Source organism: Sphingobium jiangsuense (assembly GCF_014196495.1).
In the GTDB taxonomy this organism is placed as follows: Bacteria; Pseudomonadota; Alphaproteobacteria; order Sphingomonadales; family Sphingomonadaceae; genus Sphingobium; species Sphingobium jiangsuense.
This window is the reverse complement of the sequence record NZ_JACIDT010000010.1, coordinates 111,578-123,921: the sequence shown is the minus strand read 5'-3', so window position 1 is coordinate 123,921 and position 12,344 is coordinate 111,578. Positions and strand designations below refer to the sequence as shown.

At 64.4% G+C, this 12,344-nt stretch carries 9 protein-coding genes; 5 read left to right on the top strand and 4 right to left on the bottom strand.

Annotated features, from left to right (window positions below; all coding sequences use genetic code 11):
- The first annotated feature begins 14 nt into the window (after positions 1-14).
- Positions 15-248 (top strand): DUF4170 domain-containing protein, encoded by a 234-nt coding sequence (locus tag GGR43_RS14500; protein ID WP_188072703.1) that lies wholly within the window; start codon positions 15-17, stop codon positions 246-248.
- Between the two features lie 153 nt (positions 249-401).
- Here GGR43_RS14500 and GGR43_RS14495 read toward each other — a convergent pair whose 3' ends face one another.
- The 4 genes from GGR43_RS14495 to carA form a co-directional block, all read right to left on the bottom strand.
- Positions 402-1,097 (bottom strand): rhomboid family intramembrane serine protease, encoded by a 696-nt coding sequence (locus tag GGR43_RS14495; protein ID WP_188072702.1) that lies wholly within the window; start codon positions 1,095-1,097, stop codon positions 402-404.
- 33 nt (positions 1,098-1,130) lie between these two features.
- Complete coding sequence (greA, locus tag GGR43_RS14490; protein ID WP_188072701.1) at positions 1,131-1,607, bottom strand: transcription elongation factor GreA; 477 nt, start codon at positions 1,605-1,607, stop codon at positions 1,131-1,133.
- An 88-nt stretch (positions 1,608-1,695) separates the two neighbouring features.
- Positions 1,696-5,022, bottom strand: coding sequence for a carbamoyl-phosphate synthase large subunit (carB, locus tag GGR43_RS14485; RefSeq protein WP_188072700.1), 3,327 nt, complete (start codon positions 5,020-5,022; stop codon positions 1,696-1,698).
- A gap of 1 nt (position 5,023) precedes the next feature.
- On the bottom strand, positions 5,024-6,187 hold the full coding sequence (carA, locus tag GGR43_RS14480; RefSeq protein ID WP_188072699.1) for a glutamine-hydrolyzing carbamoyl-phosphate synthase small subunit: 1,164 nt from the start codon (positions 6,185-6,187) through the stop codon (positions 5,024-5,026).
- A 176-nt stretch (positions 6,188-6,363) separates the two neighbouring features.
- On the opposite strand from carA, the gene GGR43_RS14475 reads away from it, so the two are divergent.
- From GGR43_RS14475 to GGR43_RS14460, 4 genes are all read left to right on the top strand, one after another.
- Positions 6,364-6,816 carry a GatB/YqeY domain-containing protein gene (locus tag GGR43_RS14475; protein WP_188072698.1) on the top strand — a complete coding sequence of 151 codons (453 nt, stop codon included), beginning with the start codon at positions 6,364-6,366 and terminating at the stop codon, positions 6,814-6,816.
- A 196-nt stretch (positions 6,817-7,012) separates the two neighbouring features.
- On the top strand, positions 7,013-8,884 hold the full coding sequence (dnaG, locus tag GGR43_RS14470) for a DNA primase (RefSeq protein WP_188072697.1): 1,872 nt from the start codon (positions 7,013-7,015) through the stop codon (positions 8,882-8,884).
- A 32-nt stretch (positions 8,885-8,916) separates the two neighbouring features.
- The gene (rpoD, locus tag GGR43_RS14465) at positions 8,917-10,947 is read left to right on the top strand and encodes an RNA polymerase sigma factor RpoD (RefSeq protein ID WP_188072696.1); all 2,031 of its coding nucleotides are present in this window, start codon (positions 8,917-8,919) and stop codon (positions 10,945-10,947) included.
- 691 nt (positions 10,948-11,638) lie between these two features.
- The gene (locus GGR43_RS14460) at positions 11,639-12,319 is read left to right on the top strand and encodes a DUF6975 family protein (protein ID WP_188072695.1); all 681 of its coding nucleotides are present in this window, start codon (positions 11,639-11,641) and stop codon (positions 12,317-12,319) included.
- Positions 12,320-12,344: the final 25 nt, after the last annotated feature.

Genomic DNA, 12,344 nt, shown 5'->3' with positions numbered 1-12,344 from the left:
TAGAGGAAACCTCCATGAGCAAGCTGCACCTCGTCATGGGCGGACGCGTTTCCGACCCCCGAACCACCGACTTCGACGACCTCAACGCGATCGAATTCGTCGGCGTCTTTCCTGACTATGCCTCGGCGGAAAAGGCATGGCGCGGCGCGGCCCAGCGCACCGTCGACGATGCCGAGATGAAATATGTGATCGTGCACCTGCACCGGTTGCTCGATCCGGAACAGGACGCGCCTCCCGCCGACGCATAAGCGCCGACGCGCCACGGCATTTACCTTTGCGGGCTTCGCACCATGCGGGGCGCTTCCGCAGCGATATACGCGCGTTATTCCTGCGCTGCGTCGTCTTTGCGGAAGTTATTGCGCATGGCGCTCCGGGAACGCTTCGCCCGCTTGCGCGCGCCCTTAATGCAGCGCGCGGGCGCCCGCACGTCCGAACCTCAGCTTGAGCAAAGGCCGGGTCAGCACCATGCCGGCGAGAAAGCCGCCGATATGCGCGCCGATCGCGATCGCGCCGTTCCCCGCCCCCAGCGCCTGACTATCCAGCCCCGAAGCGAGGCCGACCAGAAACTGGAGCATGATCCAGCCCGCGCCCAGCCACGCCATGCGCACGATGTTGGCGGGGATCGGCCCCAGCGGCTTCACCTCGCGATTGCTGAACAGCAGGGCATAGGCGCCGAGGACCGCGGATATGGCGCCGCTCGCGCCGATCATCGGCACCACGGCATCCGGCTCGATCAGCCACTGCCCCAGCGCGGCGGCATAGGCGCCCGCCGCATAGAGCAGCAGAAGCAGCCTGCCACCGAGCACCATTTCCACCTGCCGTCCGCAGAACAACAGGATCAACAGGTTGAAGCCGAGATGCAGCCAGCCGCCGTGCAGCAGCGCGGAACTGAGCGGGGTCAGCAGGAAGGGAACGACCGGAATGCCCAGCCCGGCATCGTCAAGCAGGCCCGGATGATCGAACCGCGCCGGAATGAATCCGCCGGCATAGACCAGCAGATCACCCCAGCCGCTGAACGACAGGAAGAGGAAGACGAGCGCGGTGATGCCGGCCAGAAAATGGGTATAGCGCCCGCCGGAACCCTGTATCGCCGGCATCAGGCCCGCCCATCCGTTATGGTCACGGCGATCTCAGATGAACTCGATCTTGTCGACGCTGTAATATTTTTCGCCGGAGGGGACGACCACTTCCACATCGTCGCCCACCTGCTTGCCGATCAGCGCACGGCCCAGCGGGCTGTTGTAGGAGATCATCCCGGCCTTGGCATCCGCCTCGGCCTGTCCCACGATCTGGTAGCGGACGGGCTTGTCGTCCTCGTCCAGCAGCGTCACGGTCGCGCCGAAGACGATCTTGTCGCCGGAAAGGGTCGTGGGGTCGATCACCTGCGCGCGGGACAGCTTGTCCTCCAGATCGGCGATGCTCGCCTCGACCTGGCCCTGGCGTTCCTTGGCGGCGTGATATTCGGCATTTTCGGAAAGGTCGCCATGCGCGCGCGCTTCCTCGATCGCGTCGACGATCTGGGGGCGCTCCGCCTTCAGGGCGCGAAGCTGATCGTTCAGCTTTTCATACCCAATGGCGAGCATCGGCATTTTTTCAACAGTTGCCATCCGTAAATCCCCAATATTTTCCTCTACCGGCTCGCCATCGCGACCCGGATCGAACCTTTCATCCCTGACCGGAACTCAAGAGACTGGATCAGGTATAATAGGATTGCAGCGCCTTCACTTCAAGAGGATGCGATTGCAAAGCCTCGATCGCATCCACCGCCGCGACGCTGGCCGCCGCCGTGGTGAAGCTCGGAACCTTGAACCGCAGCGCGCTGGCGCGGATGGAATGGCTGTCCTTCAGCGACTGCCAGCCTTCGGTCGTGTTGAAGATCATCGCGATATCGCCGTCGGTGATGCGGTCGACGATATGCGGCCGCCCCTGCGCCACCTTGTTGACCGTCTCGACCGCGAGGCCATGCTCTTCCAGATAGCGGGCGGTGCCGCCGGTCGCGACGATGGTGAAGCCCAGCTCGCGCGCCTTCTTCACGGCGGGCAGCACGACCGGCTTGTCGCTGTCCTTCACCGACACGAAGATCGCGCCGGAGCGCGGCAGGCTGGTGCCCGCGCCGATCTGCGCCTTGGCGAAGGCGGTGGCAAAATTGCTGTCGATTCCCATGACTTCGCCGGTGGACTTCATTTCCGGCGAAAGCACCGGATCGACGCCGGGGAAGCGGTTGAACGGGAACACCGCCTCCTTCACCGCGATATGGGCGATCGCGTTGCGGTCGATCTTCGGCAGGTCGGCCAGCTTCTCCCCCGCCATCACCCGCGCGGCGATCTTGGCGATGGGCGCGCCGATCGCCTTGGCGACGAAGGGCACGGTGCGGCTGGCGCGCGGGTTGACCTCGATCAGGTAGACGACGCCATCCTTGACCGCGAACTGCACGTTCATCAGGCCGCGCACCTTCAATGCGCGGGCGAGCAGGTCCGCCTGACGCTCGATCTCCGCGATCACCGCGTCGGGCAGGCTGTAGGGCGGCAGCGAGCAGGCGCTGTCGCCCGAATGGACGCCCGCCTCCTCGATATGCTGGAGCACGCCCGCGACCACCACATCGTCGCCGTCGCACAGCGCGTCCACGTCCACCTCGGTCGCGTCGCGCAGATACTGGTCGATCAGCACCGGGGAATCGCCCGACACCTGCACGGCCGTCGCGATATATTCCTCCAGCTGCGCCTGCCCGTCGACGATCTCCATCGCCCGGCCGCCCAGCACATAGCTGGGGCGCATCAGCACCGGATAGCCGATGCGGTTGGCGACCGCGATCGCCTCTTCCCGGCTGCGGGCGATGCCGTTGGCGGGCTGCTTCAGGCCAAGCCGCTCGACCAACGCGGCGAAGCGCTCGCGGTCCTCCGCAAGGTCGATCGCATCGGGCGAGGTGCCGAGGATCGGGATGCCCGCATCCTCCAGCGCCTGCGCCAGCTTGAGCGGCGTCTGCCCGCCGAACTGCACGATCACGCCCGCCAGCGTGCCGTTCTGCTTTTCGGTATGCAGGATCTCCAGCACGTCCTCGGCGGTCAGCGGCTCGAAATAGAGGCGGTCGGACGTGTCATAGTCGGTCGACACCGTTTCCGGGTTGCAGTTGACCATGATCGTCTCATAGCCCGCATCCTCCAGCGCGAAGCAGGCATGGCAGCAGCAATAGTCGAACTCGATCCCCTGCCCGATCCGGTTCGGACCGCCGCCGAGAATAACGACCTTCTTGCGGTCGGTCGGCTGGCTTTCGCATTCCGGCTCGCCGAAGCTCGGCGCCTCATAGGTGGAGTACATATAGGGCGTCTTCGCCTCGAACTCCGCCGCGCAGGTGTCGATGCGCTTGAACACCGGACGCACGCCGAGCTTGTGGCGCAGCGCGCGCACCTCGTCCTCGGTCACGCCGCCGGTCATCGCCACCACCGCCTCGCGGATCAGGCCGGAGCCGTGGCGGATCGCATTTTCCATGCCGGGCTTCAAATGCGCGGATTGCAACGCCAGCCACGCGAGCCGCTTGTCGGAAAAGCCCATCGCCTTGAGGCGGCGCATGCCCTCGGCGTCCTGCGGCAGGCCGTTTTCCAGCACCTCGCCCTCGGCGTCGATGATTTCCTTGAGCCGTTCGAGGAACCACGGGTCGAACTTCGCGACCGCGTTGATTTCCGCGACGCTGAGTCCTTCGCGCAGCGCCTGCGCGGCGATCAGCAGCCGGTCGGGCGTCGGGCGGCCGAGCGCAGAGACGATCTCGTCGCGCGTGGCGCCTACCAGCGCATCGACCTGGTTGAAGCCGGAAAGCCCGGTTTCCAGGCCGCGCAGCGCCTTCTGCATCGATTCATGAATCGAGCGGCCGATCGCCATCACCTCGCCCACCGACTTCATCGCCGTGCCGAGGATCGGCTCCGCGCCCTTGAACTTCTCGAAGGCGAAGCGCGGGATCTTCGTCACCACATAGTCGATGGTCGGCTCGAAGCTCGCGGGCGTCGCGCCGGTGATGTCGTTGGTGATCTCGTCGAGCGTGTAGCCGACCGCCAGCTTCGCCGCGACCTTGGCGATCGGGAAGCCGGTCGCCTTCGACGCCAGCGCCGAGGAGCGCGACACGCGCGGGTTCATCTCGATAACGATCAGGCGACCGTCCTTGGGATTGACTGCGAACTGCACGTTCGAACCGCCTGTTTCCACGCCGATTTCCCGCAGCACCGCGATCGAGGCGCTGCGCATGATCTGATATTCCTTGTCGGTCAGCGTCAGCGCGGGTGCGACGGTAATGGAATCGCCGGTATGGACGCCCATCGGATCGACATTCTCGATCGAGCAGATGATGATGGCGTTGTCGGCGCGGTCGCGCACGACTTCCATCTCATATTCCTTCCAGCCGAGCAGCGACTCCTCGATCAGCACCTCGGTCGTCGGCGAAGCGTCGAGGCCGGAGGTGACGATGGTGACGAACTCGTCGCGATTATAGGCGACGCCGCCGCCGGTGCCGCCCATGGTGAAGCTGGGGCGGATGATCGCGGGCAGGCCGATGAACTCCAGCGCCGCCATCGCCTCGTCCATGCTGTGCGCGACGCGGGACCGCGCGGATTCAAGGCCGATCTTGTCCATCGCGTCACGGAACTTCTGGCGGTCCTCGGCCTTGTCGATCGCCTCGGCATCGGCGCCGATCATCTGCACGCCATATTTTTCCAGCGTGCCGTCCTCGAACAGCGCCAGCGCGGTGTTGAGCGCGGTCTGGCCGCCCATGGTCGGCAGTACCGCATCCGGGCGCTCCTTCTCGATGATCTTCGCCACCACTTCGGGCGTGATCGGCTCGATATAGGTCGCGTCGGCCATGTCCGGGTCGGTCATGATCGTGGCCGGGTTGGAATTGACGAGGATGATGCGATACCCCTCCTCTTTCAATGCCTTGCAGGCCTGAGTTCCCGAATAGTCGAACTCGCACGCCTGCCCGATGATGATCGGACCCGCACCGATGATGAGGATGGAGGAGATGTCAGTGCGTTTCGGCATCTTATTTTTTCAACCCGTCAACGAATTTCTGGAAAAGGTAGAAGCTGTCCTGCGGGCCCGGCGAGGCTTCCGGGTGGTACTGCACAGAAAAGGCATTTTTATCAATGATCTCTATGCCACAGTTGCTACCGTCGAAGAGCGACACATGGGTCGCCTTCACATGGGCGGGCAGCGTGGCGGCGTCGACCGCGAAGCCGTGGTTCATGCTGGTGATCTCGACCAACCCGTCCTCCAGCCGCTTGACCGGGTGATTGGCGCCGCGATGGCCCTGATGCATCTTGATCGTGCGCGCGCCCGCGGCCAGCGCCAATATCTGATGGCCGAGGCAGATGCCGAAGATCGGCACGCCCTCGTCCAGCAGGCGGCGGACCACCGGCACCGCATATTCGCCGGTCGCGGCAGGATCGCCGGGGCCGTTGGACAGGAACACGCCATCGGGCGAGAGCGCCGCTATCTCGTCGTAGCTCGCCGTCGCGGGCAGCACCGTGACCTTCGCACCCGCCTTGACGAGGTTGCGGAAGATGTTGTTCTTCGCGCCGAAATCCAGCGCGACGACATGCGGCGCGTCGGCCCGCGTCGCTTCCAGATGATAGCCGACGCCCAGCGCCCAGGCGCCGTCCTTCCATTCGCGCCGCTCCCCGGTCACGACCTTGGCGAGGTCCATACCCTCCAGCCCCGGCCACGCCTGCGCCTGCCTGTGCAGCGCGGGAAGGTCGAACCTGCCGTCGGGATGATGGGCGATCACCGCATTGGGCGCGCCCTGCAGGCGGATGCGGCGGGTCAACGCGCGGGTGTCGACGCCCGACAGGCCGATGCGGCCGTTTACCTTCATCCATTCGTCAAAGGGCTGGGCGTTGCGGAAATTGCTCGGCTCGGTCACGCTCTGGCGCACGATGCAGCCCAGCGCATGCGGCGCAGCCGCCTCGACATCCTCGGCATTGGTGCCGACATTGCCGATATGGGGGAAGGTGAAGGTGACGATCTGCCCGGCATAGCTGGGGTCGGTCATGATCTCCTGATAACCGGTGATCGCGGTGTTGAAGCACACCTCGCCCACCGCCTCGCCCACCGCGCCGAAGCCATGGCCGAACACGCATGTGCCGTCCGCCAGAACCAATACCCCTGTCGCTCCTTTGGGCACGGTGGGGTATGTGGCGGTCGCCATGGCTTTGTTCCTTCTGTTTTGCTTTGGGCCGGCCACGCTCCATCCGTCCGACAGAGCGCAGGCTAAACGGCCCGCCACCTATGCCTTTGCGACCGTGCGGTCAATGACTGTTAAAAATTAGTTTTGCCGCTATATCTGTTCCTTTCCCAAACCCGTGAAGAAGGATTCGCACCGTCATGATCCGTGACGCCATCAAATCCGCGCAAATCGAGGCGATGAAGGCCGGAGACAAGGATCGGCTGGCCGCCGTGCGCCTGATCCTCGCCAAGATCAAGGATCGCGACATCGAGCTGCGCACCGCCTCCTCCACCCCCGACGACGACGCGGTGGTGGTCGACGTGCTCCAGAAAATGGTGAAGCAGCGCCGCGAATCGATCAGCATGTACGAACAGGGCGGCCGCACCGAACTCGCCGCCAGGGAGCAGGCGGAGCTGGACGTGATCGAGACCTTCCTCCCCCGCCAGCTGAGCGAGGAGGAGACGAAGGCCGCGATCGAGGCGATCAAGGCGGAAACGGGCGCGGAAAGCGTCAAGGACATGGGCAAGGTGATGGCCGTGCTGAAGGAACGCCACGGCACCGTCATCGACATGAGCAAGGCCAGCGGGCTGGTGAAGGCGGCGCTGGGCTGAGGCGAAGGGGATTTCCCGTCATGCCAGCGCAGGCTGGCATCTAGGAGGCGGCGCGCGACATGGCTTGCGGCCCCAGCCTACGCTGGGGCGACGATATGAGGTGAAGGGTCGCTCACAGATCCCGGCACCTGAAAAATTACGTAACATCGCTATTTGAATTCGCCCCGACTCGCGCTAGGGTCGGTATAATAGAGCCATGTCGCTTTCGCCCCAGTTCCTTGACGAGTTGCGTGCCCGTACCACCTTGTCGACACTGATCGGCAAGAGCATCAAGGTGCAGAAGGCAGGCCGGGAATATAAGGCCTGCTGCCCCTTCCATAACGAAAAAACGCCCAGCTTCACGATCAACGACGAGAAGGGCTTCTACCATTGCTTCGGATGCGGCGCGCATGGCGATGCGATCCGCTGGATGACGGAGCAGCGCGGCCTTCCCTTCATCGACGCGGTGAAGGAACTGGCCGACGCCGCCGGGCTCGACATGCCCGCGCCCGATCCGCGCGCCGCGCGCAAGGCGGAGCAGGCCAAGGGGCTTCACGACGCCTGCCAGGCCGCGCAGGACTGGTTCGAGCAGCAGCTTGCCGGGGTCGAGGGCGCGCAGGCCCGCGCCTATCTGGCGAAGCGCGGCATCACCGACGCCACCCGCCGTGCCTTCGGCTTCGGCTTCGCGCCGGATTCGCGCGGCAAGCTCAAGACGGCGCTCAAGGATTTCCCGCAGGAAATGCTGGTCGAGGCCGGGCTGCTGATCCAGCCCCCCGACGAGCCGGGCCGCACCGACCGCGAGCCCTATGACCGTTTCCGCGGCCGCCTGATGCTGCCGATCCGGGATGCGCGCGGGCGGGTGATCGCGTTCGGCGGCCGCATCATCGGCGAGGGCGAGCCCAAATATCTCAACTCCCCCGACACGCCGCTGTTCGACAAGGGGCGCACCCTCTACAATCTCGACAAGGCGCTCGCCGCCGCGCGCAAGACGGACCGCGTGATCGTCGTCGAAGGCTATATGGACGTCGTCGCGCTGGCGCAGGCGGGAATAGAGGAAGCCGTCGCGCCGCTCGGCACCGCGCTGACCGAGCATCAGCTCGAACGGCTGTGGAAGATGGTCGATGTGCCGGTCCTCTGCTTCGACGGCGACGGCGCGGGCCAGAAGGCCGCCGACCGCGCCGCCCTGCGCGCGCTCCCCTTGCTGAAGCCCGGCCAGTCGCTCCATTTCGTGACGCTGCCGAACGGGCAGGATCCGGACGACCTCATCAAGGCCAAGGGCGCCGCCGGGTTTGAGGCCGCCATCGCCTCCCCCCGCCCGCTGGTCGAGCAGGTCTGGCGGCAGGAGCGCGCACAGGGCGACACCTCCTCCCCCGAAGGGCGCGCCGGATTGCAGAGCCGCGTCGCGGAACAAGCCGCGACCATCGCCGACCCGCTGGTCCGCAAGGAATATGAACGCGCGTTCCGCTCGCTGTTCTGGGACGAATTCGGGTGGAAGAAGCAGGAACGCACCGCCGTCCGGGGCTTCATCGCCCGCACGCGAGAGGAAACCCGGTCCGATACCGCCGCGCTCACCAACATGGCGGAGCGGATCGAGCGCATGGTGAAGCGGGCGGTGCTGCTGGGCCTGTGCCGCTATCCGTCGATCCTCTACACCCACCGCGAACAGCTCGCCGCGCTGACCATGCCGACCGACGCGCTGAGGCAGTGGACGCGGCTGCTGATCGCGGCGTCTTTCCAGCGTCCGGCCCTTGAAGAAAGCCTGATCGACGCCATATTGCAGGATGCTTCCCTGCCTGAACCGGAACGCCGCAGTATTAAGCATGACCTGCGTTTTTCGTTCTTCAGAGCGGACGCGGACAGGAGCATGGCGGAAACTGATCTGGGCGAAGTCATAAACATTCTTTTGTTCGAGCAGGAATTCACGCCAAAGCTTGAACGATTGAAGGCTGATCTCTATGCGCACGGCGACGATGGAATGGACGAGGCCCGCTGGCAGGAACATCTCTCGCTTATCACCCTGAAACAGCGGAATGATGAGCGCCTGCGGGAATTGAAGGCGAATATCGAGGAACAGATGATGGCCGCCTGAGGCCGCATCACCGATTTGACTAAGGCGAACGAATGGCGAGCAAGGCGAACAAAGGTCAGGGCGAGGATATGGAAAGCGGCGACGCGCCGCTGCTCGACCTGAATGAAGCATCGGTCAAGAAGCTGATCGCGCGGGCGACCAAGCGCGGGTACATCACCTATGATGAGCTGAACGCCGCTCTGCCGCAGGACCAGATGTCCTCCGAACAGATCGAGGATGTGATGTCCGCGCTCAACGACATGGGCGTCAACATCGTCGAGAATGAGGAAGCCGGCGAGGACGGCGAGGACAATCGCGACGATGACGTCGAGGCGATCGACACCGCCGACGACGGCATGGGCGAGCGCATCACCATCGAGAAGAAGAAGGAAACCACCGATCGCACCGACGATCCGGTGCGCATGTACCTGCGCGAGATGGGCGCGGTCGAGCTGCTCTCGCGCGAGGGCGAGATCGCCATCGCCAAGCGCATCGAGGCGGGCCGCGATACGATGATCCTGGGGCTGTGCGAAAGCCCGACGACCTTCCACGCGATCATCGAATGGTCGACCGCGCTCAACAATGGCGAGATGCAGCTGCGCGAGATACTCGATCTCGACGCGATGCTTTCCAAGGACCCCGCGCCCGAAAGCCTGTCGGACGACGACAGCGACGATGACGGCGAAATCTCCGAAAAGACCGCTGGCCCTTCCTTCAAGGATGAGGACGAGGTCGAGGAAGAGACCGAGGAGGACGACGAGGATTCGATGGTCGAGCGCCGTGCGCGCCGCGTCGAGGAGGAGGATGAGGACGACAACACCCTCTCGCTCGCCCAGATGGAAGAGACGCTCAAGCCGATGGCGCTGGAGAAGTTCGCCGCCATCACCGAAATCTTCCACAAGTTCGCCGCCGCGCAGGCCGCGCGCCTCGACGCGATGGCCAGCGGCCAGACGATCAGCGACGCCGCCGAGGAAGACTATCAGAAGCTGCGCGAGGACCTGACCGCCGAGGTCGAGAGCGTCCAGTTTCACCAGCAGAAGATCGAATATCTGGTCGACCAGCTCTACAGCTACAATCGCCGGCTCACCACGCTGGGCGGGCAGATGCTGCGCCTGGCCGAGCGCCACAAGGTGGCCCGCAAGGATTTCCTCGACCAGTATATCAATCATGAGCTTGACGAAGGCTGGCTGGACAAGGTCGCGGGCCTCGACAAGAAATGGGCGAAGTTCGCGGAGAGCGAAGTCGCCGCCGTCGACCGCATCCGGGGCGAGGTCGCGGAGATCGCGCAGGCGACCGGCATGTCGCTGTCCGAATTCCGCCGCATCGTCAACATGGTGCAGAAAGGCGAGCGCGAGGCGCGCATCGCGAAGAAGGAAATGGTCGAGGCGAACCTGCGTCTCGTCATCTCCATTGCTAAAAAATATACGAACCGTGGCCTGCAATTCCTTGATCTTATTCAGGAAGGCAATATCGGCCTGATGAAGGCGGTGGACAAGTTCGAATATCGCCGCGGCTACAAGTTCAGCACCTATGCGACCTGGTGGATCCGGCAGGCGATCACCCGCTCGATCGCCGATCAGGCGCGCACCATCCGCATTCCGGTGCACATGATCGAGACGATCAACAAGCTGGTGCGCACATCCCGCCAGTTCCTGCACGAGCAGGGCCGCGAGCCGACGCCGGAGGAAATGGCCGAGCGCCTGTCCATGCCGCTGGAAAAAGTGCGCAAGGTGATGAAGATCGCCAAGGAGCCGATCTCGCTCGAAACGCCGATCGGCGACGAGGAGGACAGCCATCTGGGCGATTTCATCGAGGACAAGAACGCGATCATCCCGGTGGACGCCGCGATTCAGGCGAACCTCAAGGAAACGGTCACCCGCGTCCTCGCCAGCCTGACCCCGCGCGAGGAGCGCGTGCTGCGCATGCGCTTCGGCATCGGCATGAACACCGACCATACGCTGGAGGAAGTGGGCCAGCAGTTCAGCGTGACGCGCGAGCGCATCCGCCAGATCGAGGCGAAGGCGCTGCGCAAGCTGAAACACCCCAGCCGCAGCCGCAAGATGCGCAGCTTCCTCGACCAGTAAGCCCCCGCGCCATCGGCACGATGCAAGAGGCCGGATCGGAACACCCCGATCCGGCCTCTTGCGGTTCTTGGCTCTTCCCGCTTTCCGCCTCCTCGTCCGCCGGACTGCCCGCGCGGGTTGGCGTCTGCAAAGCAATTATATCCTCTGCCGACAGGTCAGGGGTGAACAAGCGCTTTCGGCCAGAAGCGGACGTAAAAGATTGGTTTCACGCGGAGGCGCGGAGACGCGGAGAGATGGTAGCGCGAAGCGCTTTCCCTCGTCATTCACCCCGGCAACCGACGCAAGGAGAATGAAATGGGGCCTGCGGCCCGGAACGTCCTTCTCCGCGCCTCCGCGTCTCCGCGTGAACTTTCTACTCCAGCACGATATGTCCGCTAACCTACCCAAACCAGCCATTATTTCCCCTTCATGCCAGCGCAAGCTGACATCTCAGGAGGCAGCGCCCGCCATCGCCCCAGTCCCCTGCCCCGCGCCGGGCTAGCGAAACGGACGAAGCCCCTCGCCCCATCCACCCCGCTTTTACCTAGCACGCCCTTAACCCTATTTATCGTTTTCCTGCCTCATATTGGAACAGGGGATACAGGAAAACGCGACGAACCGAGTGGCTCATAAACGGCCCGTTTACCCCGTTTCCGCTATAAGTTCGGCTGCACCTTCGACGGGTCGATCGCAGGAATAAAAGAGGCATATCATGCACCAGGCACATAATTTCGAGGTCAGTTTTCAGGATGGCGCTTCGATCGTCGATCTGCTCGTCGTGAAGGACGGATCGGAAGCCCATGCCCATGTGCGGACGCTGATGGCCCTTGCCGCCGATCCCATGGCCCAGCCGCTGCCGCTGCTGGCCGACGCCGTTCATTATCTCGGCCTGTTGCATGGGCAGTTCCCCGCGGTCATGGATTATGCCGCGACCCACATCATCGACAATGCCGCGCGCCAGTGGCTGATCGACGCCTGCGACGCCTTCGCGCAGGAACGCGCCTATATCGCCCGCCTGGCGGTGGAGCTTGGGCCGGTGCCCAGCACGCCGGGCCATCACAACAGCGACGCGACGGTGCTGCAACTGCGCCATGCGGTCGAGATGCTGGCGCAGTCGGAACGGCATGGCTGCGCGCTCGGCGCCGCGACGACGCTGGCGATCGACTGGATCGCGATCCGCCGCCTGCTCGACCATGCGGCGATCCGCACCGGGCTGGAACCGGTGCAGTCCGCCCTGCCGAACAAGGTGGAGACGCTGCATTTGCTGCGCGCGCTGGATGCGACCGAACTGACGACCCGCGCGATCCGCTTCGGCGGGCGCCAGCTGCTGCACCAGCACAACAGCCTGTGGTCGATGCTCGAAAGCCGGGCGGAAACGCGCGCGGAGCAATAACCGCCCGCCGCGCCTTGCGTCGATC